The sequence below is a fragment of the Streptomyces cavernae genome, from assembly GCF_004023625.1.
GTDB lineage: Bacteria > Actinomycetota > Actinomycetes > Streptomycetales > Streptomycetaceae > Streptomyces > Streptomyces cavernae.
On sequence record NZ_ML137709.1, the window covers coordinates 196,220 to 221,445 of the forward strand.

Sequence of the window (25,226 nt, forward strand, 5' to 3'; positions counted from 1 at the left end):
CGGGCAGCCCCGTGACGGACATGTCGCAGCTGTACACGCGACTCATGACGAATGTGGTCGACGGCCGACCTGACCGGACCGAGCGCGGTCGACACTGCTCTGACAGACCATTAGAGCGAGCATCATCCGAGCCTCAAGACAACCTGCCGCCGTGCTGGCCTGCACCGAACGAGGCGCAGCGGCCGTCCCCGTAGTGCTCGCAAAAACAACAGGTCAGTGACGCTCAGGCGCATCGGACGTGGTCCCGCGCCACCTGGGGCAGCACGGCGGTCCGCTCGGCGACGCGGGAGATCTCTTCTTCGGTGACCACGCCCATCAGCGTCTCGTCCTCCACCGCGAGATCCAGGCCATGCGGCCCGTACCCCGGGACGTCCAGGACTAGACCGTGGGACACGCCCGCCCTGGCACGGTCGAGGAGTAGTCGCTCCAGCGCGGCGACCGGGTCGCGGGAGTCGCGCATGTCGTCGAGGAGCGGCACGGCGCGCCAGTCCCGTGCCGGATCCCGCCGGAACTGCCACAGGGCGGCGGCCGTCCACAGGTCGCCCACCAGTTCATTCAGTGCGCGGTTCCACGGGGTGTCGTCGAGCGCCTGACGGCTGGCGATCGGATCGAACTGGGCGCTGATACAGAGGGACAGAGCGGTGTCCGCGACCGGAAGAACGGCGTAGATCCGCCCGGCGTCATCGGGTCCGAGAGGAAGAGCCACAGCGATTGCGGTGGTGGACCCCACCGCCTTGTGAGACCGGGTGATCCCGGAGGGGCTGGGAACGGTCGTACGGCAGATCAGCCACCGGGACCCGTCGGCGGCGCGCGCCTCGCCGGTCTCCACGTCGGCGCTCTGCCCGCCCACCACGGCCTCGAACGGCTCGCCGGTCTCACGGTCGAGCGCCAGCCGGTGCCGGACACGACCTTGTTCGTCCAGGTGCGTGACGCTGCCGACACTGCCCGAGCCCAAAGAACAGCCCCAACGCGCTGCTCAACGGGTTAAGCCCTACAAGTCGATTGACCCGCGCTACCTGATCCAGGACAACCACTTCACGCTCCGTCAGAAACGGCGTCAACCGAGCGTCAAGACATTTTCCGAACCCGTTTCTCTTACCGAGCTGAGACAGAGCGTTCTGGACCAACGCCCACGCCGCGAAACCGCAGGTGAGACACGTGGCGGGAACCTACAACATGCTCCACGCGGTGAACCTCGGGAAACAGGTCGAGCGCGCCCGGCCTCGCCTGAGAAACCTACAAAAAACCGCAGGTCAGAACCCCTTCACCGCAGGCTCCAAAATCGCCACGCACTCCACGTGCGAGGTCATCGGAAACAGATCGAAGGCGCGCAGCGTCCGCACCCGGTAGCCGCCCTCGCGGAAGTACGCGAGGTCCCGTGCCAGCGCTGCCGGGTCGCAGGCCACGTACGCGATCCTCCGCGCCCCCAGTGACGACAGGTGTTCGACCGTCTTCCGGCCGGCACCCGACCGTGGCGGGTCCAGGACGATCAGGTCGGCCTCCGTGATACCGGTGCGCGGCAGGACCGATTCGACCCTGCCCTGTTCGATGCGTACCCGGTCGAAGTCGGCGAGGTTGTGCCGGGCGTCCTCCACGGCGCGTTTGCCGGATTCGATGCCCAGAACCGCGCCCTTCTCCCCGACCCGGTCCGCGAGTGCGCCCGCGAAGAGGCCGACGCCGCAGTACAGGTCCAGCGCCGTGTCGCCCTTGCGGGGCAGCAGGCCCTGCATGACCGCAGCCACGAGCGTGTCCGCCGCCTTCGGATGGACCTGCCAGAAGCCGCCGCCCCCGACACGGTGGGTGCGGCCGTCGGCGCGTTCGCGCACGAAGGGACGGCCGTGGACGCGGTGCACCCCGCCGGAGTTCTCGTCCACCCTCATCACCGACACCGGCTTGTCCAGCTCGACCAGTGGCAGCCGTGCCCCCGGCCGCGGCGTCAGCACTACCTGGCGGTCCTGGGAACCCGTCGCCGCGATCGCCTCGACGGACTCCATGCCGGTCCAGTCACGCTTCTCGATGCCCAGTTCGGTCACTCCGGGGGCGGCGATCAGACAGTGTTCGACCGGCTCCACCTCGTGCGAACGGTGGCGGCGAAGGCCCGCGCGCCCGGAGGCGTCCACGGCGTACTGCACGCGTGTGCGCCACGCCGGGACCTCGCCCACGGGGAGCTTGTCGCCCTCGGCGGGCATCACCGTGCCGTCCCACCCCGCTTCCTCGGGCGTCAGGCCCGCGAGTCGCTTCAGCTGCTCGGCGATCACCTCGCCCTTGAGCCGTCGCTGCGCGCCCGGCTTGGCGTGCTGCCAGTCGCAGCCGCCGCAGCGTCCGGGACCGGCGTAAGGGCAGGGCGCTTCGACGCGGTCCTTGGACGGCGAGAGCACCGACACCGCGTCCGCGCGCAGGAAGCGGGCCCCTTCCTCGCCCTCGGTCACGCGTACGACCACCCGCTCACCGGGCAGCGCGTGCCGGACGAACAGCACCTGCCCGGAGTCGGTTCGGGCGATGCAGTGCCCGCCGTGGGCGACGGGGCCGATCTCGACCTCGTACTCCTGCCCCACCAGCGAGTTCTTCGGTTCTGCCTGCATGGTGGGGTGACTCCAGAGTGAGAACGAGGGAACGGCCGGACAACAGCCCACCAGTCTACGTGGGCGTCGTCCGGCCGTTGACCACGAGCCGTAGCTCTTGTTGGCTCTGACTACTTCTGTGAACTTTGACTATTCCTCTTCGCCGGAGCCGGACTTCGGCTTGCCGCCGGAGCCGGACCGCGAGGAGCCGGACTGCGAGGTCTTCGAAGACTTCGACGCCTTCGCGGTGGAGCCGGACTCCTTGCTCCGAGATTCCGCGGAATCCGAAGATCCGGACCCCGTCGGTCCCACCGGACCCGCCGGCCCCCGACGCACCGAGCCCGGCGCGTTCCACTCCTGCTGCCGGCGGGCCCGCCGCTTGGCCGCCTCGGACGACTCCAGCTGGTACGGCACCGAGGTCACCATCACCCCGGGCGTGAACAGCAGGCGCCCCTTCAGCCGCAGCGCGCTCTGGTTGTGCAGCAGGTGCTCGTACCAGTGACCGACCACGTACTCGGGGATGATCACGGATACGGCGTCGCGCGGCGAGTCGCGGCGCAGCCCCTTCACGTATTCGATGATGGGCCGGGTGATCTCCCGGTAAGGGGAGTCCAGCACCTTCAGCGGCACATCGATGCCCCGCCGGTCCCACTCCGCCTTCAGTGCCTTGGTCTCCGCCGGGTCGACGTTGACGCTGAGCGCCTCGAGGGTGTCGCTGCGCATCAGCTTGGCGTACGCGAGGGCACGCAGCGTCGGCCGGTGGATCTTGGAGATGAGGACCACGGAGTGGACGCGCGAGGGGCGGATGCTGTCGTCGCTCGGCCCCTCGGGAGCGGCGATCTCGTCGGCCACCCGGTCGTAGTGGCGGCGGATCGCGGTCATCGTGGCGTAGAAGATCACCATGCCGAGCAGTGCGACCCAGGCGCCGTGCGTGAACTTGGTGCTCAGGACGACCACCAGGACCAGACCCGTGAAGAAGGCGCCGAAGGTGTTGATGGCCCGCGAGCGGATCATGTGGCGGCGCTTGGCCGGGTCCTTCTCGGTCCGCAGATGGCGGTTCCAGTGCCGGACCATGCCGGTCTGGCTGAGCGTGAAGGAAACGAACACACCGACGATGTAGAGCTGGATCAGCCGGGTCGAGTCGGCCCCGTAGATGACGACCAGCAACATGGCGGCGCCCGCGAGGAGGACGATGCCGTTGGAGAAGGCGAGGCGGTCGCCGCGCGTGTGCAGCTGGCGCGGCAGATAGCGGTCCTGCGCGAGGATCGAGCCGAGGACCGGGAAGCCGTTGTACGCCGTGTTGGCCGCGAGGAAGAGGACGAGCGCGGTCGCGGCGGCGAGGAGGACGAAGAAGAAGCTCCCCTTGCCGAAGACCGCCTCGGCGACCTGCGTGATCACCGGGTTCTGAACGTAGTCCGAGCCGAGCGGTACGCCGCCCTGGAGCAGGTCGCTCGCCGGGTTCTCGGCCATCCGCACCTTGGTCACCAGGGCCAGCCCGATGATGCCGCAGAACATGGTGACGGCGAGCAGGCCCATCATCGCCAGCGTGGTCGCCGCGTTCCTGGACTTCGGCTTGCGGAAGGCCGGGACGCCGTTGGAGATCGCCTCGACACCGGTGAGCGCGGCACAGCCGGAGGAGAAGGCGCGCAGCAGCAGGAAGACCAGCGCGAAGCCGGCCAGCCCCTGGTGCTCGGCCTTGATCTCGTACGCGGATGTCGGCGCCCTCATGGTGTCGTCGAGGACGAGCCCGCGGTAGGCACCCCACGCGATCATGGCGAAGACGCCCCCGACGAACACATAGGTCGGGATCGCGAAGAGCTTGCCGGACTCCTTGACCCCACGCAGGTTCATCAGCGTCAGCAGCACGATCACGACGACCGCGGAGAGGACCTTGTGTTCGACCACGAACGGGACCGCCGAGCCGAGGTTCTCGATGCCGGAGGAGATGGAGACGGCGACCGTGAGGACGTAGTCGACGAGGAGGGCGCTGGCGACCGTGAGGCCCGCCTTGGGGCCGAGGTTGGTGTTGGCCACCTCGTAGTCGCCGCCGCCACTCGGGTACGCGTGCACGTTCTGCCGGTAGGAGGCGACCACCGTGAACATCAGGACCACGACCGCGGCGGCGATCCAGGGGCTGAAGTGGTACGCCGACACGCCCGCGATGGAGAGCACCAAGAGCACTTCTCCCGGGGCGTAGGCCACGGAGGAGAGTGGGTCGGAAGCGAAGACGGGGAGTGCGATGCGCTTGGGCAGGAGCGTCTCTCCCAGCCGGTCACTGCGCAGTGCGCGCCCGATCAGGATCCGTTTGGGCACGTCGGTCAGTTTGGACACCAGAGGATCGTAAGCGTTCGAATGCGGCGCCGCCCACCCTCCCCCCGTGCTCGGCCCGCCGTGAACCGGGCACCCGTGTCCGACGCCGTGAAGGGGCCGTTGCGGGCGGGCAGCGACCGGGCACATCCGGGTGAACTCCCGGCGACCCTCGCGGCGCCCTCCCTCATACGCGACGACAGGCATGTCTATATGACGAAACCGTCCCGTCACGACCCCTTCCCCCAAGCCTCCCCCACGACTCCCCCACATCCTTCCCTCTTCCTTCCTGGCCGCTCCCCTTCCTCTTCCTTCCTGGCCGCTCCCCTTCCTCTTCCTTCCTGGCCGCTCCCCTTCCTTCCTGGTCCATTTCTCGTCTCTCCCTCGTCCTCTCCCCGCTCCTTCACTCGCCACCTTGGAGGTCCCATGCTGGATGCGACCGCACAGCTCATCGGTGCTGCCGCCGGGTTGATCGGGCTCGGCGTGCTGACCCTGGTCAGCGTCCGCCGCATCGGCCGCCGCTGAACCCGCCGTCGAACCGGCCCAACCCCGACCGCGGAACGGGAAGAACCCGAGGTGCAGCCGCACAGGGGGTGCCGTCGAAGGACCGCTCGTGTGTAGCTTGGGCGTCGTCTGAGATCCTGTTATGCCTGAGTAACACCTATTGACACCGGAAGGACGGGCGTGCACATCGTCATCATGGGTTGCGGAAGAGTGGGCTCCGCTCTTGCCCAGACCCTGGAGCAACAGGGGCACACGGTCGCCGTGATCGATCAGGACCCCACCGCGTTCCGACGACTGGGCTCCGGGTTCGGCGGCCGTCGTGTCACCGGTGTCGGCTTCGACCAGGACACCCTGCGCGAGGCGGGCATCGAGGAGGCGGGCGCCTTCGCGGCCGTCTCCAGCGGTGACAACTCCAACATCATCGCCGCCCGCGTGGCCCGCGAGATGTTCGGGATCGAGAACGTCGCGGCCCGCATCTACGACCCGCGCCGCGCGGAGGTCTACCAGCGCCTCGGCATCCCGACCGTCGCCACCGTCCGCTGGACGGCCGACCAGATGCTGCGTCGGCTGCTGCCGTCCGGCTCCGAACCGCTGTGGCGCGACCCCACCGGGGGCGTCCAGCTGGCCGAGGTGCACGCCTCCTCGGCATGGGTGGGGCACAAGATCAGCAGGCTCCAGGAGGAGACCGGGGTCCGTGTCGCCTTCCTGACCCGGCTCGGCGAGGCGATCCTTCCCACCTCGCAGACGGTGCTGCAGGAGGGCGACCTGGTTCACGTGATGATGCGGACCGACGACGTCGAGAAGGTCGAAGCGGCGTTCACCGAGGGTCCCGAAGAGGAGGCCGGTCACTGATGAGGGTCGCCATTGCCGGTGCCGGTGCGGTGGGCCGCTCCATCGCGGGCGAGCTGCTGGAGAACGGGCACGAGGTCCTGCTGATCGACAAGGCGCCGACCGCGATCTCGGTCGAGCGCGTACCGCAGGCGGAGTGGCTGCTGGCCGACGCCTGTGAGATCACTTCCCTGGACGAGGCGGCGCTGCAGCGCTGCAACGTGGTCATCGCGGCGACGGGAGACGACAAGGTGAACCTCGTCGTCTCCCTCCTCGCCAAGACCGAGTACGGCGTCCCGCGCGTCGTCGCCCGCGTCAACAACCCCAAGAACGAGTGGCTGTTCAACGAGTCCTGGGGCGTGGACGTCGCGGTCTCCACCCCGCGACTGATGTCGGCCCTGGTCGAGGAGGCGGTGAGCGTCGGCGACCTGGTCCGGCTGCTGCGCTTCAGCCATGGCGACGCCAACCTGGTCGAGCTGACCCTGCCGCCGGAGTCGGCGCTGGCCGGCACGCAGGTTGGCGATGTGGAGTGGCCCGAGGACACGTCCCTGGTCACCATCATCCGTGGCACCCGCGTCCTCACCCCCTCCCAGGACGACTCCCTGGAAGCGGGCGACGAGCTGCTGTTCGTGGCGGCGCAGGCGCGTGAGGAGCAACTCGAGGACCTGCTTTCGGTACGCCGGGAGGACGCGAAGAGCTGATCCTCCGGGAGCGGTTCTGTGGAGGTATGGCAATGGGGGCGACCGTCGGACAACGGTCGCCCCCATCGCCATACCCGGGGACGGATGACCGCCGGGTGGTGCCGCGTGGTCGCCTGGTGCCCCGCCGGTGCCTCTGGGCAACCGAGTCTCCACGGGCGGCCGCAGACCGCCAGACCCTCTCTACGGGCTCTATGCACCACCAACCCGATTCGGCGCGCCCTGCGCTCTGCACGCCCCCGCGCGTCCGGCCCGGTTGGCCACATTGGGCACGACTGGGCCCCGCGGCGCCCAGCGGACTCGCTCCCGTCGCGCTCAGGTCCCCAGCCCCGCCCACCGGCCTCGGGCACCATCGCCGACGGGCCCGTCCAGCGTCCGGCAGATGGGCCGCTGCCGAAGCCTCGGGCCGACAGAGGCCCGGGCCCGGCGGGGACTGGTCCCCGGGCTCAGACCTCTCGGCGCTGCCCGGCCCAGACATCTCGCTGGTCCCCGGGCTCAGGCCTCCATGGAGTGCCCGGGCAACGGCCTCTCCGCGCGCCCCGGGCTCAAGACCTCCCGGCAGTCCCCGGGCAACGGCCTCCCGGCGCTCCCCGGGCTCAGCCCTCCCGGCGGTGGCGGCCGGCCGCGGGCTCACCGTGCTCCTGGGCAAGTGCGGCCTTCCGCTCCTCCTCTTCCTTCTCCGCCGCCTCCATCTCCGCGAAGACGTCGATCGGCGGCGGTGCCTTCGCCAGGAAGACCCAGGTGAGCCAGACGGCGAGCAGGAAGGGAGGAATCTTCAGAGCGACCAGGACCCAGCCGAGCTGGGTGGTGTCGGCCCACCAGTAGAGCGGGAAGAGGATCGCGCACTTGGCGAGCAGGATCAGGCCCCAGGCCCAGCTCGCCTTGGCGTACGCCTGCTTGCGGCCGGGGTTGCGGGTGCGCCAGGAGAGGTTCTCCTTGAACACCGGACCGAGGATCAGGCCGATCAGCGGGACGCCCGCGAGCGTGGTGATGATGTACGCGAGACCCAGGCCGAGGGTGTAGAGCATGCCGGGCAGGTAGAAGTCCTTGGCGTTGCCCGTCATCATCGCGAAGACCACACCGAAGGCGACGCCGAATACACCGCTGAAGGCGTGCTTGACGGTGTCCTTCATCGCCAGCCGGACGACCACCAGCAGCAATGACACCGCGAGCGCGGCGATGGCCGCCGAGTGCAGGTCCTTGTTGATGGTGTAGATGGTGACGAAGAGGAGGCCGGGCAGCACGGTCTCGACCATGCCCCGTACCCCGCCGAACGCATCGAAGAGCGCGGCCTCGGTCACCGCCCGGGAATCCTGCTGGGTGTCTTCGGTCGGCTTGTCGAGCGACGTCACCGGCTACTCCCGTCCGAGGGGTCTCAGTTCGTACTTCGGGTTGAACAGCACTCTGCGGCCCCGGCTCATCGAGATACGACCCGAAGCGATGAGCTTGCGCCCCGGCTCGATCCCGACGATCGACCGCCGGCCGAGCCACACCACGTCCAGCGCGGCCGAGCCGTCGAACAGCTCGGCCTCCAGGGCAGGAACCCCGGCCCTGGGCCGTAGCGTGACCGTGCGCAAGGTACCAGTAACCGTCACGATCTCACGGTCATGACAGTCACCTATGCGCGTACAGCCCGCGGTATCGGTGTCCTCCCGCAGTTCCTCGGACTCCAGATCCTCCTGCGACGAGGAAAGCCGGTCGAGCATGCGCCTGAACCGGCCCACCGGCTTCTCGGAACGAGGAACAGCACTCATACCGAAAGCGTACCGGGCACCACTGACACGGGATGAGCACATACCCCGCTGTGTTCTTTTCCGCACTGATTCCCGTACGAGCGCGCCTTGATGCCGACACGAGTAAGTTTTCGAACCAGCGTCCGAAATGCACATCCCTGGCCCAAACCCAGGTACGAAGCGGGGGTTGTGAACTGCTGGCGGTAGGTCGTGCGTCGCCCGCCGCCGCCTGCCCGGGGGCCGGGGCACATCATGCAACGCCGGAGTTCACCTGCCGCAGCGCGTGCGGCGCCATGTCCACCAGATCGATCCCTGTCCTGATGGCGGTGGGCGTCCAGGGGACGGCGCTGAACCCGGAGCACGGCCGAGCCCCAGCCGAGCCAGTCGAACCCATTCGGACCCGACCGAACCCAGTTGAACCCATTCGGACCCGGCCGAACAATGCCGTACAGGCCCAGGGGGAGCCCGCGGGGCGGGCGAGGCGTGTCAGCCCGGCTCGGAGATCTCCCCGTCACGCAGCTCCAGAACCCGGTCCGCGAGATCGAGCAGAGCCGCGTCATGCGTGGCCACCAGAGCGGTGACCCGCTCACTGCGAACAACCGCACGCAGCAGTTCCATCACCGCCACTCCGGTCTCCGCGTCGAGCTGCCCGGTGGGCTCGTCCGCGATGAGGAGGGCCGGTTCATTGGCCAGGGCCCGCGCGATGGCCACACGCTGCTGCTGGCCACCGGACAGTTCACCGGGCCGCTGTCCGGCGTGCTCGGCCAGACCGACCAGGGAGAGCAGCAGTTCGACGCGCTCCTCGCGCTCACGCACCGCGGCCCGCCGCAGCCGCAGCGGAACGCCGACGTTCTCGGCTGCCGTGAGGATGGGTATCAGCCCGAAGGACTGGAACACGAAGCCGATACGGTCGCGGCGCAGCTCCAGCAGACCGCTCTCACCGAGGCCGGACAGCTCCTGACCGTCGACGGTGATCCGCCCCTGGTCCGGCGCGTCGAGCCCGCCGACGAGATTGAGCAGGGTCGTCTTCCCGGAACCGGAGCGCCCCTTGAGGGCGACGAGTTCACCGCGCGGCACCTCGAAGGAGACTCCCCGCAGTGCGCGCACGGCGGCCGCACCGGTCCCGTATGAACGGTGCACGCCCTCGACGCACACCATGGCGCTCCCTGCCACGACCACTCCCCGTCAGTTCCGCATCCCCAACACCGAACCGCGCGCCAGTATGCTCACCGCGGTCCCGCCCGGGCAATGAGCGGTACCGCCCGGGCAATGACCGTACCGCCGAAGACGACTGCGTACATGACAGTGGGGCCGCGTCCTGACGGATGCGGCCCCGCATGCTCACGCCCAGCCCGAGGCGGCCGGGCTCAGCGCACCTCGGTGATCTCCGGCCCTCGCTGCAGCTGGCCCATGCCTCCGGAGAAGCGGGACCCGGCCTGTTCCTCGGACTGAATGCCCTCGGCGACCATCTGTGCGTCCTGCGGGAGCTTCAGGACGATCGGGTCGCGAGGCGCCATCGGCCCTTCGCCGCGCACCACGACCGTGTCCCTGAAGATCTGCTCCAGGAGCCCCGCGGCGCCCGGCTGTACGGCGCCCTGCCCGGAGATCACGCCGCGCAGGAACCACCGGGGCCCGTCCACACCGACGAACCGCACGACCTGGAAGCCACCCGTGCCGTCCGGCAGCTGCACTGGCACCTGGGCCCGCAGTTCCCAGCCGAGCGGCCCCTCGACCTCGTCGATGACACCACCCTGCTGGGTGATGCCGGCCGCGATCTCCTCGCGCACCTCGCCCCAGATGCCCTCACGCTTGGGCGCGGCGAACGCCTGCAACTGGATGGCGCTGTCACGCAGCACGACGGTCGCCGCGACGATGGCGTCACCGGCGACCTCCACCCGCAGCTCCATGCCGTCCACCCCGGGCACGAACAAGCCGCCCAGGTCGACCCGGCCCTCGGCGGGCTCGCGGACCTCGCTGCTGTCCCAGGGGCCGTCGGGACGCGGTTTCGGCTCCAGCCGTACGCGCTCCCGCTCCACCTCTTCGTCCGCCTGAGTGTCGACGCCGTCGACGACCTGCTCGGCCTCGCCCGCCGCGTCCCCGGCGGCACTGCCCTTCTTGCGACGTCCGAACACGTCACTGTCCTTCCCGGTCGGATACGACCGAAGCGTATCGATTCCCACCCGTTGTGCCGTCCATCGCGGCATGGCCGCCGGTGGATCCGAAGCCCCCCGCGGCACGTGCCGAATCGGGAAGCTCCGCCACCTCGTGGAAGCGGACCTTCTCGACCTGCTGAACGATCAGTTGGGCAATCCGGTCGAAGCGCTCGAACCGCACGGACTCGCGCGGGTCGAGATTCACCACGATCACCTTGATCTCCCCACGGTACCCGGCATCCACCGTCCCCGGGGCATTCACCAGAGCGACACCGCATCGGGCGGCGAGACCGGAGCGCGGGTGCACGAAGGCGGCGTACCCCTCCGGCAGGGCGATCGACACCCCGGTGGGCAGCGCGGCCCGTTCCCCGGGCCCCAGCTCGCACGCCTCGGTGGTGCGCAGATCGGCGCCGGCGTCACCGGGACGGGCATATTCCGGAAGCGGCACTTCCGGGTCGACACGCCGGATGAGAACGTCGACTTCGGGACGGGACGGGGTCCTCACGGGTTCACCTCGAAGGCTCGGGCACGCCGGACGCTGTCCGGGTCCTCCATCGCGGCCCGGATCTCCTCAGGACGCCCGTTGTCGATGAAGTGGTTCACCTCGACCTGGATGAAGAGGGCGTCGGCGCGGACCGCGACGGGACCGTCGGGGCCGCCGATCCGGCCGGTGGCGCTCGAGTAGATCTTCCGCCCGGCCACGGCGGTCACCCGGGCCTGGAGGTACAGCGTGGTGCCCACCGGGACGGGTCGTACGAAGTCGGTCTCCAGCCGTCCGGTCACGGCGATCGTGCGCAGCAGCCAGTTCAGCGAGCCGAGGGTCTCGTCGAGGGCGCTGGCGAGCACGCCGCCGTGGGCGAGGCCCGGGGCGCCCTGATGGGCCGGCTTGACGGTGAACTCGGCCGTGATGGAGACGTCGTCGCCGGCCCGGGCCGCCAGATGCAGACCGTGCGCCTGCTCGCCGCCGCAGCCGAAGCACTGGCCGTAGTGCGCGCCGAGCAGCTCGCCGGCGGCGGGAGCGTCCGGGTGCCGCACCGGCGCGGCGGCGTCGGCCGGGGGCGTCAGCGCTGCAGATGTACTCACAGGCGCAGACCTTACCTCCGCGTCAGCCAGGGGCGGACACCGTGTCAAGCTAGGCTCATGCAGCTCTCGGTGCCGCCCTACGAAGAACGTCTGACTGCCCCCCGTTCCTGGTGGCTCATCTCCGTCATGGTGGGGGTGGCCATGGGGCTGGTCCTGCTGCCGTTCGGCACGCTGCCCATGCTGGGCGGGCTGGTCGGCGGCACCGCCGTCGCGGCGGTGCTGGCCAGTTCGTACGGCTCGGTCCGTATCCGCGTGGTCGGCGGCGCGCTCATCGCGGGTGAGGCGAAGATCCCGGTGACGGCGTTGGGCGAGGCGCACGTCATGGACGCGGAGGAGGCGAGCGCCTGGCGGACGTACAAGGCCGATCCGCGCGCGTTCATGCTGCTGCGCAGCTACATCCCCACGGGTTTGCGGATCGAGGTCACGGATCCCGAGGACCCGACCCCGTACGTGTACCTTTCGACGCGGGACCCGGAGGCCCTGGTGGCCGCAATCAAGGCCGTACGGGCCGCGTGACGCGGCCCGTCCTCGCCGGGCTCAGTGCCCGGGCTCCTCGGGAGACCCTCTGAGGAGCCCTTTGGGTTCGATGGGATTCCCGGATTCCTCCAGCGGGAGGGGATCGGCCGGTTTCTCCAGCGGCGGCAGTTCCGGGAGGGCGTCCCAGGGGACCTGACGGGCCCGCAGGTCCTTGCGGATCCGGTCGGCGAGCCGTTTGGTGTCGCGCCGGTTCATGGCCGCCCCCACGGCGGCCCCCACCATGAACGGAATCAGGTTCGGCAGGTTCCGCACCATCCGCTTCATGATCTGCTGCCGCAGCTCGCGCTTCATCTGCCCACCGAGGGCGGCGTTGACGGTCGACGGCTTGGTCACGTCGATCCCGCGCTCCCCGGACCAGGAGTTCAGGTAGGCGGTGCTGCGCTGCATGAGGGTGCCGGGCGGTCTGAGGCCGTAGACCTCGTGCAGTTCGGCGATCATTTTGAGTTCGATGGCCGCGACGCCGGTGACCTCGGCCGCGAGCTCCGTGGGCATAGCCGGAGGCACCGGCAACATCGCGGCGGCGCCGATCCCGGCCCCCACCGCCGACGTGGCGTTGGCGGCGCCCGTGACGAGCTTGTCCGCCAGTTGTTCGGGGGTCAGCCCCGGGAACTGCCGGCGCAGCGTGGCGAGGTCCCGTACGGGGATCCGCGGGGCGCTGTCGATGATCCGGTCGGCCACGTACGCCAGGCCCGCCTTGGCCGCGCTGCGGCCCTTGGTCACGCCTCTGCGGACGGCCGCTGTGCGGGACGGACGAGTGGCCTCCTCCGGCACCGCGAGGGCGCCGGAGGAGGCGCCCGGCGTGTATTGGGTCGCTCCCTGAGCCTCGAGAGCTTCGAGCGAGGCCTTGCGGCCTCGCTCCGCGTCACGCGCGTGGTCCTCCCCCGCACCGCGGGGGCGGCGCTTCCAGGGCGGGGTCGAGCCTGTCACGGCCGACCCTGCCTCAGTCGCAGTCGCGGCAGATCGGCTGGCCGTTCTTCTCGCGGGCCAGCTGGCTGCGGTGGTGGACCAGGAAGCAGCTCATGCAGGTGAACTCGTCCTGCTGCTTCGGGAGGACCCGGACCGCCAGCTCCTCGTTGGAGAGGTCGGCCCCGGGCAGCTCCAGTCCCTCGGCGGCCTCGAACTCGTCGACGTCGACGGCCGAGGTCGACTTGTCGTTCCGGCGGGACTTCAGCTCTTCGATGCTGTCCTCGTTGAGGTCGTCATCGGTCTTGCGTGGAGTGTCGTAGTCCGTTGCCATGTCGCTCTCCCCCTCTGGGTGTCTGCGGTGTCTCCAGCGCACGTAACGCGTGAGAGGCCGGACTTGTGCCCGACCCGAGGCGGAGATTTTGCCTCACATCAAGGTCTGTTACTCAATCGACACCCAACCGGCCCCCGCTCGGGTGATCGGCTTGGATGGCGATCGGGACCGTACACGGTCCGAAGCGTGCACTTCAAAGGTGCCTCCCCGTGTACTTCCCGTGATCAAGACACTCGAAAACCCGGATTTTCCGGGCTTTCCCACAGCCTCCTTGATCACGCAGAGTAGATGGCTGGAAAATCGCCCGTGTGATCGATCCCACACGCCGGACTCGGAACAGTCGCCCAAAAATTCCGCGATAAGCGAACACCCCGGCGTGTCGGGGCATGATCTCAGATGGGCAGCGTGACGCGCATCACGAGTCCGCCTCCCTCGCGGGGTACGGCGTGGATATGGCCGCCGTGGGCGCGCGCCACCGAGCGTGCGATGGACAGCCCGAGACCGACCCCCTTGTCACTGCCTGTGCGCTCGGTCCTGAGGCGCCGGAATGGCTCGAATAGGTTGTCGATCTCGTAGGCGGGGACGATCGGACCCGTGTTGGAGACCACCAGGACCGCCTGACCGTGCTGGAGCTCCGTGGTGACCTCGACCCAGCCGTCCTCGGGCATGTTGTACCGGACGGCGTTCTGCACGAGGTTCAGCGCGATCCGTTCCAGCAGGACACCGTTGCCCTGCACGACTGCGGGAGCGCGCTCCCCGCGGATCGTCACGCCCTTGGCGTCCGCCTCGGCGAGCACCTGGTCGACGGCGCGCGAGGCGACCTCCGCGAGGTCCACCGCCTTGCGCTCGACGATCTGGTTGTCGCTGCGGGCGAGCAACAACAGACCCTCCACCAGTTGCTCGCTGCGCTCGTTGGTGGCCAGCAGCGTCTTGCCGAGCTGCTGCAGCTCCGCCGGGGCTCCCGGGTCGGACAGGGACACCTCGAGGAGCGTGCGGTTGATCGCGAGCGGGGTGCGCAGCTCGTGCGAGGCGTTCCCGACGAACCGCTGCTGGGCGGTGAAGGCCCGTTGGAGCCGCTCCAGCATGTCGTCGAAGGTGTCGGCCAGTTCCTTGAACTCGTCGTCCGGGCCGTCCAGTTCGATCCGCCGGGAGAGGTCGGAGCCGGCCACGGTCCGGGCGGTGCGGGTGATCCGGCCGAGGGGCGAGAGCACCCGGCCGGCCATCGCGTACCCGAAGGCGAAGGCGATCACGGCGAGGCCGAGCAGCGCGAGCAGCGAGCGGCTGAGCAGATTGTCCAGCGCGACCTGACGCTGGGAGTCGATGCAGGAGGCGACCGCCTGTTTGAACTGGTCGATGTCTCCGGTACCGATCTGGGGGCAGGAGGCGCTGGAGACGCGGATGTTGTCACCGCTGACGATCTCGTAGGGCGGCTCGTTGCCCGTGTTGATTGCCTGCGCCGCCAGCAGATAGATGATCGACAGCAGCAGGATGCCGGCGATCAGGAACATCCCGCCGTACAGCAGGGTGAGCCGTATGCGGATGGTGGGACGCAGCCAGGGGAAGGGGGGTTCCGGTCTTCTGGGGTCCCAGGTGGGCTTGGGGGGCGCCGTGGGCGGCGCGGGTGTGGCTGCCATCGGGCATCAGATCCGGTAGCCGGAGCCGGGGACGGTGACGATCACGGGGGGCTCGCCCAGTTTGCGGCGCAGTGTCATCACCGTCACCCGCACGACGTTGGTGAAGGGGTCGGTGTTCTCGTCCCAGGCCTTCTCGAGGAGTTGCTCGGCGGAGACCACGGCCCCCTCGCTGCGCAGCAGCACTTCCAGGACGGCGAACTCCTTGGGCGCGAGCTGGACCTCCTTGCCCTCGCGGAAGACCTCCCGGCGGTTGGGGTCGAGCTTGATTCCCGCGCGTTCCAGGACGGGAGGCAGGGGGACGCTCGTCCGGCGGCCGAGGGCGCGCACGCGTGCGGTGAGCTCGCTGAAGGCGAACGGCTTGGGCAGATAGTCGTCGGCGCCGATCTCCAGACCTTCGACCCGGTCGCTCACGTCTCCCGCCGCGGTCAGCATCAGCACGCGCGTGGGCATGCCGAGCTCGACGATCTTGCGGCAGACGTCGTCGCCGTGCACCAGCGGGAGGTCGCGGTCGAGGACGACCACGTCGTAGTCGTTGACGCCGATGCGCTCCAGGGCGGCCGCACCGTCGTACACGACGTCGACGGCCATGGCCTCCCGGCGCAGTCCGGTGGCCACCGCATCGGCGAGCAGCTGCTCGTCCTCGACGACGAGTACGCGCACGTCGCATGTCCTTCCTGTGTCCACTCGCGCAGCGCCGCTCGGGCGCACGCGGGCAGGGTGGTTGTGGGGTGTGGCCTCCATCCTGCCCTTTTCAGCCATAAACCGGCTGTAAGGCGGGAGCGGGGCCGGGTATGAGCAAATTTTCTCACCGACTCGAGGTTTCCCCGGAAGACAGCTGGGGGAGGACGGCTTTACACCCGCGATCACGCTTTGTATGTGGCACGCCACGAGCCGCTTTCCGCAGGGCGGCCTGTGGGTGTCCGGCACAGCGTCCGCCGATCCAGACCGGATGGCACCGGGCACACACGTGAAGCGTGATCAAACCCTTCCCGAAGGCACACCCCCGTGCCACCGACCCACGACCCTGGACGAGGGGGCGCAGCATGGACGCATTCACCGCAGGACTTCTGCAGCGCATAAGGGCGACCGAGTCCGACCTGACGCGGGCTCGCGAAACCGGCGACGACTTCCTCGCGGAGGTCGAGCAGGCCGAGCTCGACGACCTGCACCGCCTGGCCGCCGAGCACGGTGTGGAGGTCGGCGCGTCACGCGTCTGATTTTTGATTCGAACGTGAGGGGCCCCCGGCATCGATCCAGTGCCGGGGGCCCCTTTTTTCTGGGGCTCGGTTCGCCTCCGGGGCGCGCCTGACCACGGTGGGCCGCCATCAGCCGTGGACTGCGGCGGCGGAGCGGACCGGGCTGACCGGGCTGACCGGGCTGACCGGGCTCAGTCGTGCCAGGCGCCCAGTTCCTCCAGGCGGGCCTGGAGCGGCTCGAAGAGGCCGGGCGAGGCGACGACCGTGAGCTCGGGTGAGAGGTGCTCTCCGGGGCGGCCACCGCTCAGCGCGCCCGCCTCCCGGGCGATGAGGTCGCCCGCCGCGAAGTCCCAGGGGTTGAGCCCGCGCTCGAAGTGAGCGTCCAGTCGGCCCACCGCCACGTCGCACAGGTCGATCGCGGCCGAGCCGCCGCGGCGGATGTCGCGTACCTCGGGGAGCAGTCGCCGGAGCACCTCGGCTTGCCGGGCACGGCGCTCGGGGAGATAGCCGAAGCCGGTGCTGATGAGGGCGAGGGAGAGGTCGGGGGCGGGACGTACGCGCGCGGGGCGGTCGTTGACGAACGCGCCCTCCTCGAGGACCGCCCGGTACGTCTCACCGCGCAGCGGGGCGTGCACCACGCCGACCACCGTCTCGCCGTCCAGGCGCGCGGCGATGGACACCGCCCAACTGGGCAGGCCGTACAGGTAGTTCACCGTCCCGTCGAGCGGGTCGATCACCCATTCGACGCCGCTGTTGCCGCGGACGCTGGCGCCCTCTTCGCCGATCACGCCGTCGTCCGGCCTGAGGTCGGCGAGCAGGCCGGTGATGAGCTTCTCGGAGGCGATGTCCATCTCGGTGACGACGTCCACGGCGCTGGTCTTGGTGGCGGCCACGCCGAGGTCGTCGGGCCTGCCGTCGCGCAGGAAGGCGCCCGCGCGGACGGCCGCGTCGAGTGCGATCTGCAGGAGTTCGGCCTTCAGGGTCTGCGGGGTCACGGTGCTCCTCAGGCGTACGGGCTGTCGGCGCCCGCGGCTGCGGGCTTGGGGGCGCGGGCCGGGCAGCAGCCCACCGGGCACAGATCGTGGCTCGGGCCGAGCGCGCCGAGGGCGCAGGGGGTGGCCGGGCGCCCGCTCTCGGTGGCGGCGCGCTCCACGACGAGATCCCGGACCGCGGCGGCGAACCGCGGGTCGGAGCCGACGGTGGCCGAGCGGCGCACCGGCAGCCCCAGTTCCTCCGCCTTGGCCTTGGCCTCGGTGTCGAGGTCGTACAGCACCTCCATGTGGTCCGAGACGAACCCGATGGGTGCCATCACGACGGCCGGCACCCCGGCGCCGTGCAGTTCCTCGAGGTGGTCGCAGATGTCGGGCTCCAGCCACGGGATGTGCGGGGCTCCGGAGCGCGACTGGTAGACCAGCCGCCAGGGGTGGTCGATCCCGGTCCGCTCGCGTACGGCGTCGGCGATCAGCGTCGCCACGTCCAGGTGCTGGCGCAGATAGGCCCCGCCGTCGCCGTGGCCCTCGACGGGTCCGGAGGTGTCGGCCGCTGTGACCGGGACGGAGTGCGTCGTGAAGGCGATGTGCGCTCCCCTGCGGACGTCGTCGGGGAGGTCGGCGAGGGACTGCAGGAGGCCCTCGATCATGGGCTCCAGGAATCCGGGGTGGTTGAAGTAGTGCCGCAGCTTGTCGATCTTCGGCAGCTCCAGCCCCTCGGCCTCGAGCGTCGCCAGCGCCCCGGCGAGGTCCTCGCGGTACTGCCGGCAGCCCGAGTACGAGGCGTAGGCACTGGTGGCCAGGACCAGGATGCGACGGTGACCGTCGGCGACCATCTCACGCAGCGTGTCGGTCACATAGGGCGCCCAGTTGCGGTTGCCCCAGTACACGGGCAGGTCCAGGCCGTGCTCCGCGAAGTCCTTGCGGAGGGCGTGGAGCAGGGCGCGGTTCTGGTCGTTGATGGGGCTCACCCCACCGAACAGGAAGTAGTGCTGCCCCACCTCCTTCAGCCGCTCCTTGGGGATGCCGCGCCCCCGGGTGACGTTCTCCAGGAAGGGGACCACGTCGTCCGGGCCCTCCGGACCTCCGAACGAGAGCAGCAGCAAGGCGTCGTAGGGACTGGCATCGAGTGCTTGGGGCATGCCTACGATCCTGCCATCCACCCCTGACGGCCCGGAAACGCCCGCCGCTCGCCGTGGGCGCAGCGCGTAAACGCCAGCCGCTCGCCGTGGGCGCAGCGCGTGGGGAGGGCCTCCGAGCGGGCCCGGAGCTCCCCGTCAGGGCGGTCCGGATAAGCACGTGCGCCGAAGAGACCCGCTCCGTAAGCTGTCTCAGTCGGTACACGCCTTACCGCATTCCCAGATCACCCCGTCGGCGTACGAATCCGCTCGTCCCCGCCGGACCACCACCGGAGACCTCCGTGCCCAGCCCCTATCTCGCCCTGTTCGCCGCGCCCGGCTCCAGGGGTTTCGCCGCCGCGGGGTTCGTCGGCCGGATGCCGCTGTCGATGATGGGCATCGGCGTGGTGACGATGATCTCGCAGCTCACCGGGCGCTACGGGCTCGCGGGCGCGCTCTCGGCCACCATCGCCCTGTCCGCGGCCCTGCTCGGCCCGCAGGTCTCGCGCCTGGTGGACCGCTACGGCCAGCGCCGGGTGCTGCGCCCGGCGACGCTGCTCGCGCTGGCGGCGGCCGGCGTGCTGTTGTTCGCCGCGCACTACGAGTGGCCGGACTGGGTGCTGTTCCTGTGTGCCGCCGGAGTGGGGTTCGTGCCGAGTCTGGGGGCGATGGTCAGGGCGCGCTGGGCGGCCATCTACCAGGGCACCCCGCACTTGCACACCGCGTACTCGTTCGAGTCGGTGGTGGACGAGGTCTGCTTCATCATCGGGCCGATCATCTCCATCGGGCTGTCCACGACGTGGTTCCCCGAGGCCGGCCCCCTGCTCGCGGGCTGTTTCCTCGTCTTGGGCGTCTTCTGGCTGACGGCGCAGCGCGCCACCGAGCCCGTACCGCATCCGCGGGAGCAGCACACCGGGGGCTCGGCGCTGCGTTCCGCGGGACTGCAGGTACTGGTCGCCACGTTCGTCGCCACCGGGGCGATCTTCGGAGCGGTCGACGTGGTCACCGTGGCCTTCGCCGAGGAGCAGGGTCACAAGGCCGCCGCCAGCGTGGTGCTGGCCGTGTACGCCGCGGGCTCGTGCGTGGCGGGCCTCGTCTTCGGACTGCTGCGCTTCGCGGGGGCACCCGCTCGCCGGTGGCTGCTGGGCGTATGTGCGATGGCCGTGAGTATGATCCCCCTCCTACTGGTCGGAAACTTGGTGTTTCTGGCCGTGGCGCTGTTCGTTGCGGGCCTGTCCATTGCTCCCACGATGATCACGACGATGGCCCTCGTCGAACTGCACGTACCACGCGCGCACCTGACCGAGGGCATGACCTGGGTGAGCACCGGCCTCGCGGTCGGGGTAGCGCTCGGTTCCTCCGTGGCCGGCTGGGTGATCGACGCCGCCGGGGCGGACGCCGGGTACGGGGTTCCGGTGGTGTCCGGGGCCGTCGCGGTCGTCGTCGGTTTCCTGGGGTATCGCCGGCTCAGCAGGCCGGCTCCGCAGCGGGGAGGAACCCTTGAGCAGCACAGCGAGCGGGAAGAACGGCACGTGGCGTAACTGGGCGGGCAACGTCGTGTCCCGGCCGGTGCGGGAGGCCACCCCCGCCTCGGTCGATGAACTGTCGGCCGCCGTGCGCCGGGCGGCCGAGGACGGGCTGCGGGTGAAGGCGGTCGGCTCCGGGCACTCCTTCACGGCCACCGCCGCGACGGACGGCCTGCTGATCCGCCCTGAACTGCTGAGCGGGATACGCGGCATCGACCGCGAGGCGGGCACGGTCACCGTCGGGGCGGGCACCCAACTCAAGCGCCTCAACGCCGCTCTCGCGCGCGAGGGCCTGTCGCTGACCAACATGGGCGACATCATGGAGCAGACGGTTTCGGGCGCGACCAGCACCGGGACCCACGGCACCGGGCGGGAGTCCGCCTCGATCGCCGCGCAGATCAAGGGACTTGAGCTGGTCACGGCGGACGGCTCGGTCCTGAACTGCTCCGAGAAGGAGAACCCGGAGGTCTTCGCGGCGGCCCGGATCGGCATCGGCGCACTCGGGATCGTCACGGCGATCACGTTCGCCGTGGAGCCCCTCTTCCTGCTCGCGGCACGCGAGGAGCCGATGAGTTTCGACAAGGTCACCAGCACCTTCGACCAACTCTGGGCAGAGAACGAGCACTTCGAGTTCTACTGGTTCCCGCACACCGGCAGCTGCAACACCAAGCGCAACAACCGCAGCGCGGGTCCCGAGCAGCCGGTGAACGGGTTCAGCGGCTGGGTCGAGGACGAGTTCCTCTCCAACGGCGTGTTCCAGGTGGCCAACTGGGTCGGCCGCGCAGCGCCCGCCACGATCCCGGCGATCGCCCAGATATCCAGCCGGGCGCTGTCCGCGCGTACGTACACCGACATTCCCTACAAGGTCTTCACTTCCCCGCGCCGGGTGCGCTTCGTGGAGATGGAGTACGCGGTCCCGCGCGAGGCGCTGGTGGAGACGCTGCGCGAACTCAAGTCCATGGTCGACCGTTCGAACCTGCGGATCAGCTTCCCCGTCGAGGTGCGCACCGCGCCCGCGGACGACATCACGCTCTCCACGGCCTCCGAACGGGACAGCGGCTACATCGCCGTCCACATGTTCCGGGGCACCCCGTACCGGGAGTACTTCACCGCCGCGGAGCGGATCTTCATCGCGCACGAAGGGCGTCCCCACTGGGGGAAGATCCACACGCGCGACGCGGAGTACTTCTCCCAGGTGTATCCGCGCTTCGGCGAGTTCACGGCCCTGCGGGACCGGCTCGACCCCGAACGTCGTTTCGGGAACGACTACTTGAGGCGGGTCTTGGGGGCATAAGGCCGTCAACTGTGTCGCGGGGGCGCACGGTGGGCGCTCGGCGGGCGCGGTGCGGGGCGCACACAGGGCGCGCACTGATGCGCACCCAGGGTCGTGCAGGCGAAACGCTCGATTCCGGTTCTGCCGATTCCGTGAAGCCGGTTCCGCTCCATGGTCACGAACCCGTGCCGCGCCCGGGCAACTCCCGCCGCCTGCGCGAACTCGGACGGCGCGGCGATCCACTTCGGTGGCCCGAATGGAGTACTGTTGCGAGCCCTGGGTCCGGACACCCGCCAGGGCGTTTCGGGGCCTCCAAGACCGCCGGGAGGGGGATCGTTGCTCAGGGTGATGGAGTTCGTCACTTAGCGTTGCGAATTAGGTAACCGTGCCATAACGGCGCTCTCGGGCCCCCGCCCGACACGCCGGGCAACTCGGCAAGGTTGTGGCAGGCTGCACCCGGGCAGGCCACACTCGACTAGCGGAAGCAGCGACGCACGTGACGTCGGCAGGCACCACCCGGGAGGTCCCCATGCCCGAACTGCGTGTCGTGGCCGTCTCAAATGACGGCACACGGCTGGTGCTGAGGGCTGCGGACAGCACGGAGTACACGCTTCCGATTGACGAACGACTCCGCGCCGCCGTGCGCGGCGACCGTCCGCGCCTCGGCCAGATCGAGATCGAGGTGGAGAGCCATCTCCGCCCCCGCGACATCCAGGCGCGTATACGTGCCGGCGCCTCCGCCGAGGAGGTCGCCCAACTCGCAGGTATCCCCGTCGACCGCGTCCGCCGCTTCGAGGGACCCGTTCTCGCGGAGCGCGCCTTCATGGCCGAGCGGGCCCGCAAGACGCCCGTCCGCAGGCCCGGCGAGAACACCGGACCGCAGCTCGGCGAGGCCGTCCAGGAGCGACTGCTGATCCGCGGCGCGGAGAAGGACACCATCCAGTGGGACTCCTGGCGCCGCGACGACGGCACCTGGGAGGTACTGCTCGTCTACCGCGTCGCAGGTGAACCGCACTCCGCGAGCTGGACGTACGACCCGCCCCGGCGGCTCGTCCAGGCCGTCGACGACGAGGCGCGCTCGCTGATCGGCGAGTCCGACGACCTCGCCGCGGCGGAGCCGAGCTTCCCCTTCGTACCCCGGATCGCCCGGCTGCCCCGCGACCGCCCCCTGGACCGCGCGCCGGAACGTCCCGTCCTGCCCGGCCCGGCGCCCGAACCCGCCGAGGAGACCGCGGGCGAGCGCGACTCGCTCACCAGCCTGCTGGAAGCGGTGCCCAGCTTCCGCGGCGACATGGTGGTACCCGAGCGGCCCGCCGAGGCCCCGGAGGAGCCCGCACCGGAGCCCGAGGCGGAGGAACCGCCGGCGCCCGCGGCCTCGGCCGGATCCGCGTACGCCGACGTGCTGATGCCGCGCGCCGTGACCAGCCACCGCGATCGCCTGGTCGGCGCGACCGACCGCCAGGCCGAGGCGGACGGCGTCCGCCCGGGCCGTCGGGCGGCGGTCCCGAGCTGGGACGAGATCGTGTTCGGGACGAGACGGAAGAAGCAGGAGTAGTCGTCATCTTCGGGTGGGGCCCGCGCCGTTGGGTGCGGGCCTTATCCATGGTGCCGGGCGTACTCGTGGTGCCTCCCACCCATGGTGCCGGCCTCACCCGCGGTGCCGTCCCAACCGACGGTGCCGGCCCGACCCCGGCCTTCCTCAGGGTGCAGACCAGCCCGACGGTGCGGTCCCACCCCGATGCTGGATTTCCACCCGATGGTGCGGGCCCTGCCCAGGGGTCGAGCCCGCCCACGCTGCTTGCCCGAGCCGGGCCCGTCTCAGCCCGTCTCAACCCGTCTCAACCCGTCACCCTCCGGGCCTCACTGCGGCTCCGTCCCCACCGCCACCGGTCGGCCCTCCTCTTGTGTCCACTCCGACCACGACCCCACGTACAGCCCCGCCGGAATGCCCGCCACAGCCAGTGCGAGAACCTCGTGCGCCGCGGAGACGCCGGAGCCGCAGTAGACCCCGACTTCCGAAGCCCCGCCCGCGCCAAGGGACTTGAAGCGCTCCGCCAGTTCGGCGGCCGGGCGGAAGTGGCCGGTTTCCGTCACGTTGTCGGTCGTCGGCGCCGACACCGCGCCGGGAATGTGCCCAGCCACCCGGTCGATGGGCTCGACCTCGCCCCGGTACCGCTCACCGGCCCGCGCGTCCAGCAGCAGCCCCGTACGGGCCACCGCGGCGGCACCGTCGGCGTCCAGGAGCGTACGGGCCCCGGGAGCGGGCACGAAGGTCCCCGGAACGGGTGAGGGGATCTCCGCGGTCAGCGGGCCGTCCCAGGCCGCGAGCCCGCCGTCCAGCACCCGCACCGAGGGGTGCCCGGTCCAGCCCAGCAGCCACCACGCCCGGGCCGCGCCCCAGCCGTGTCCCTGGTCGTACGCGACGACGTCCCGGTCCGCGGAGACCCCGGCCGCCCGCATGGCCGCCCCGAAGACCTCCATGTCCGGCAGCGGGTGCCGCCCCTTCACCCCCGGAGGACCGGCCAGCTCGGTGTCGAGGTCCACGTACACGGCCCCGGGAAGGTGCGCCTCGGCGTACGCCGCCCGGCCGTCGAAGGGCGCGCCCGCCGTGCTGAGCTGCCAGCGGACGTCCAGCAGGACCGGCGGGTTGGGGCCGGCCAGGGCACTCGCGAGCTCCGATGCGGAGATGATGGCGTTCATGGCCCCCATCCTCGCGCACGGGGTGGCCGCATCGTCCAGCTCCGGCTACTCTGCTCGGCCGGACAGGGATGACCACACGGCGTACAGATCCGGCCACGCGCTGTACAGCGGAACGACATCTGTCGGCAAGGTCACCGAAACGGGTGGAAACAGCACACCGGGCATCCTCCGCCGTGGGAGACGCGGCCGGGCGCGCGGCACGACCAGTGGCGCGGGCATCAACGGAGGCGCTCCCGTGCGGCGGCGGTACGCACGTGCGGATGCGTGAAGCGAACAGGCCACTTCTAGGACAGGCCGCTTCTGGGGGCCTGGGAGAGAGTGACGATGACCGAGGCACCGGCGACGGCCGGTCGGAACGGCAGCGCGTACGCGCCCGGCACACCCTGCTGGGTGAGTCTGATGGTGCACGGCCTGGCTGCCACCCAGGAGTTCTACGGGGAGCTGTTCGGCTGGGAGTTCCAGCCGGGTCCGCAGCAACTGGGGCCGTACGTACGGGCCTTACTTCACGGTGACGAGGTGGCCGGGATCGGCCAGTTGCCGCCCGACCGCCATCTGCCGGTCGCCTGGACCCCGTATCTCGCGTCCAGCCACGTGGATCTGACAGCAGAGACGGTTCGGCACTGCGGCGGTACCGTCGGCGTGGGTCCGCTGGACGCCGAGCACGCGGGCCGTATGGCGATCGCCGCGGATCCCTCGGGAGCGGTCTTCGGCATCTGGCAGGCGGCCGCCCATCACGGCATCGGGGTCTACGGAGTTCCCGGCACCCCGGCCTGGAACGAGCTGCTCACCAGGGACACCGCGAGCGTCACGAAGTTCTACCGGACGGTCTTCGGCTACGAGGAGGAGCCGGTCGTGTCCGCCGACTTCGACTATGTGACGCTGGCCCTGAAGGGCCGCCCGGTGGCCGCCGTGCACGGGGTCGGACGCGGCCTGCCCCGCGACCGCGGCCCGCACTGGATGACGCACTTCGAGGTGGCGGACCCGGACGAGGCCGCGAACCGCGTCATCGAACTGGGCGGTCATGTCGTCAAGCCCCCGAGGGACACCGCCCACGGCCGCACGGCGACGGTGGCCGATCCCGAGGGAGCTGTCTTCTCGGTGGTGCACACGGGGAGTTGAGGGCACATCAGGTATGGCTCTGGGCACTCC

General features: G+C 70.2%; 24 protein-coding genes. 8 read left to right on the plus strand and 16 right to left on the minus strand.

The window, feature by feature from the left end:
- Positions 1-223: 223 nt before the first annotated feature.
- The 3 genes from EF387_RS02925 to EF387_RS02935 form a co-directional block, all read right to left on the minus strand.
- A complete protein-coding gene (locus EF387_RS02925) occupies positions 224-955 on the minus strand; it encodes a hypothetical protein (protein ID WP_202918128.1) in 732 nt (243 codons plus the stop codon).
- Positions 956-1,253: 298 nt separating this feature from the next.
- Positions 1,254-2,582 carry a class I SAM-dependent RNA methyltransferase gene (locus EF387_RS02930; RefSeq protein ID WP_128374872.1) on the minus strand — a complete coding sequence of 443 codons (1,329 nt, stop codon included), beginning with the start codon at positions 2,580-2,582 and terminating at the stop codon, positions 1,254-1,256.
- Between the two features lie 129 nt (positions 2,583-2,711).
- Positions 2,712-4,892, minus strand: a complete 2,181-nt coding sequence (locus EF387_RS02935) for an APC family permease (RefSeq protein WP_238431310.1) — start codon at positions 4,890-4,892, stop codon at positions 2,712-2,714.
- A 660-nt stretch (positions 4,893-5,552) separates the two neighbouring features.
- Between EF387_RS02935 and EF387_RS02940 the strand changes: the two genes are divergently transcribed.
- Positions 5,553-6,224: a potassium channel family protein gene (locus EF387_RS02940; protein ID WP_128374873.1), complete on the plus strand. Its 672-nt coding sequence runs from the start codon at positions 5,553-5,555 to the stop codon at positions 6,222-6,224.
- On the plus strand, positions 6,224-6,901 hold the full coding sequence (locus tag EF387_RS02945; protein WP_128374874.1) for a potassium channel family protein: 678 nt from the start codon (positions 6,224-6,226) through the stop codon (positions 6,899-6,901). Before EF387_RS02940 ends, EF387_RS02945 begins: the two co-directional genes overlap by 1 nt.
- 593 nt (positions 6,902-7,494) lie before the next feature.
- On the opposite strand, the gene EF387_RS02950 is transcribed toward EF387_RS02945, so the two are convergent.
- The 6 genes from EF387_RS02950 to EF387_RS02975 form a co-directional block, all read right to left on the minus strand.
- Positions 7,495-8,250, minus strand: a complete 756-nt coding sequence (locus EF387_RS02950; RefSeq protein WP_128374875.1) for a DUF3159 domain-containing protein — start codon at positions 8,248-8,250, stop codon at positions 7,495-7,497.
- A gap of 3 nt (positions 8,251-8,253) precedes the next feature.
- Positions 8,254-8,652 carry an OB-fold nucleic acid binding domain-containing protein gene (locus tag EF387_RS02955; RefSeq protein ID WP_128374876.1) on the minus strand — a complete coding sequence of 133 codons (399 nt, stop codon included), beginning with the start codon at positions 8,650-8,652 and terminating at the stop codon, positions 8,254-8,256.
- Between the two features lie 465 nt (positions 8,653-9,117).
- Complete coding sequence (locus tag EF387_RS02960; protein ID WP_128374988.1) at positions 9,118-9,789, minus strand: ABC transporter ATP-binding protein; 672 nt, start codon at positions 9,787-9,789, stop codon at positions 9,118-9,120.
- Positions 9,790-9,998: 209 nt separating this feature from the next.
- Positions 9,999-10,763: a DUF3710 domain-containing protein gene (locus EF387_RS02965; protein WP_128374877.1), complete on the minus strand. Its 765-nt coding sequence runs from the start codon at positions 10,761-10,763 to the stop codon at positions 9,999-10,001.
- A 1-nt stretch (position 10,764) separates the two neighbouring features.
- The gene (gene dut / locus EF387_RS02970) at positions 10,765-11,289 is read right to left on the minus strand and encodes a dUTP diphosphatase (RefSeq protein ID WP_128374878.1); all 525 of its coding nucleotides are present in this window, start codon (positions 11,287-11,289) and stop codon (positions 10,765-10,767) included.
- Complete coding sequence (locus tag EF387_RS02975) at positions 11,286-11,819, minus strand: PaaI family thioesterase (protein WP_128374989.1); 534 nt, start codon at positions 11,817-11,819, stop codon at positions 11,286-11,288. The genes dut and EF387_RS02975 overlap by 4 nt, the downstream gene beginning before the upstream one ends.
- A 105-nt stretch (positions 11,820-11,924) precedes the next feature.
- On the opposite strand from EF387_RS02975, the gene EF387_RS02980 reads away from it, so the two are divergent.
- A complete protein-coding gene (locus tag EF387_RS02980) occupies positions 11,925-12,383 on the plus strand; it encodes a DUF3093 domain-containing protein (protein ID WP_128374879.1) in 459 nt (152 codons plus the stop codon).
- A gap of 21 nt (positions 12,384-12,404) precedes the next feature.
- Here the strand turns inward: EF387_RS02980 and EF387_RS02985 are convergent, their stop codons facing one another.
- The 4 genes from EF387_RS02985 to EF387_RS03000 form a co-directional block, all read right to left on the minus strand.
- On the minus strand, positions 12,405-13,331 hold the full coding sequence (locus tag EF387_RS02985; RefSeq protein ID WP_128374880.1) for a hypothetical protein: 927 nt from the start codon (positions 13,329-13,331) through the stop codon (positions 12,405-12,407).
- 13 nt (positions 13,332-13,344) lie between these two features.
- The gene (locus tag EF387_RS02990; RefSeq protein ID WP_128374881.1) at positions 13,345-13,641 is read right to left on the minus strand and encodes a DUF4193 domain-containing protein; all 297 of its coding nucleotides are present in this window, start codon (positions 13,639-13,641) and stop codon (positions 13,345-13,347) included.
- Between the two features lie 392 nt (positions 13,642-14,033).
- Positions 14,034-15,275 carry a sensor histidine kinase gene (locus tag EF387_RS02995; protein WP_128374882.1) on the minus strand — a complete coding sequence of 414 codons (1,242 nt, stop codon included), beginning with the start codon at positions 15,273-15,275 and terminating at the stop codon, positions 14,034-14,036.
- Positions 15,276-15,281: 6 nt separating this feature from the next.
- Positions 15,282-15,935, minus strand: coding sequence for a response regulator transcription factor (locus EF387_RS03000; RefSeq protein ID WP_128374883.1), 654 nt, complete (start codon positions 15,933-15,935; stop codon positions 15,282-15,284).
- A gap of 383 nt (positions 15,936-16,318) precedes the next feature.
- On the opposite strand from EF387_RS03000, the gene EF387_RS47360 reads away from it, so the two are divergent.
- Positions 16,319-16,492 (plus strand): hypothetical protein, encoded by a 174-nt coding sequence (locus EF387_RS47360; RefSeq protein WP_202918129.1) that lies wholly within the window; start codon positions 16,319-16,321, stop codon positions 16,490-16,492.
- Positions 16,493-16,662: 170 nt separating this feature from the next.
- On the opposite strand, the gene EF387_RS03005 is transcribed toward EF387_RS47360, so the two are convergent.
- Positions 16,663-17,466 carry an inositol monophosphatase family protein gene (locus EF387_RS03005; RefSeq protein ID WP_238431311.1) on the minus strand — a complete coding sequence of 268 codons (804 nt, stop codon included), beginning with the start codon at positions 17,464-17,466 and terminating at the stop codon, positions 16,663-16,665.
- 8 nt (positions 17,467-17,474) lie between these two features.
- A complete protein-coding gene (locus tag EF387_RS03010; protein ID WP_128374884.1) occupies positions 17,475-18,602 on the minus strand; it encodes a ferrochelatase in 1,128 nt (375 codons plus the stop codon).
- Positions 18,603-18,880: 278 nt separating this feature from the next.
- Here EF387_RS03010 and EF387_RS03015 point away from each other — a divergent pair, with 278 nt between their 5' ends.
- The 3 genes from EF387_RS03015 to sepH all read left to right on the plus strand — a co-directional run bounded on the left by EF387_RS03015 (position 18,881) and on the right by sepH (position 22,932).
- The gene (locus EF387_RS03015) at positions 18,881-20,119 is read left to right on the plus strand and encodes an MFS transporter (RefSeq protein WP_128374885.1); all 1,239 of its coding nucleotides are present in this window, start codon (positions 18,881-18,883) and stop codon (positions 20,117-20,119) included.
- Positions 20,079-21,398 carry a D-arabinono-1,4-lactone oxidase gene (locus EF387_RS03020; protein WP_128374886.1) on the plus strand — a complete coding sequence of 440 codons (1,320 nt, stop codon included), beginning with the start codon at positions 20,079-20,081 and terminating at the stop codon, positions 21,396-21,398. Before EF387_RS03015 ends, EF387_RS03020 begins: the two co-directional genes overlap by 41 nt.
- Before the next feature lie 508 nt (positions 21,399-21,906).
- Positions 21,907-22,932: a septation protein SepH gene (sepH, locus tag EF387_RS03025; protein ID WP_128374887.1), complete on the plus strand. Its 1,026-nt coding sequence runs from the start codon at positions 21,907-21,909 to the stop codon at positions 22,930-22,932.
- Between the two features lie 305 nt (positions 22,933-23,237).
- Here sepH and EF387_RS03030 read toward each other — a convergent pair whose 3' ends face one another.
- Positions 23,238-24,077 (minus strand): sulfurtransferase, encoded by an 840-nt coding sequence (locus tag EF387_RS03030; RefSeq protein ID WP_128374888.1) that lies wholly within the window; start codon positions 24,075-24,077, stop codon positions 23,238-23,240.
- 324 nt (positions 24,078-24,401) lie between these two features.
- Between EF387_RS03030 and EF387_RS03035 the strand changes: the two genes are divergently transcribed.
- Positions 24,402-25,196, plus strand: a complete 795-nt coding sequence (locus EF387_RS03035; protein WP_128374889.1) for a VOC family protein — start codon at positions 24,402-24,404, stop codon at positions 25,194-25,196.
- The last annotated feature ends 30 nt before the right edge of the window (positions 25,197-25,226 follow it).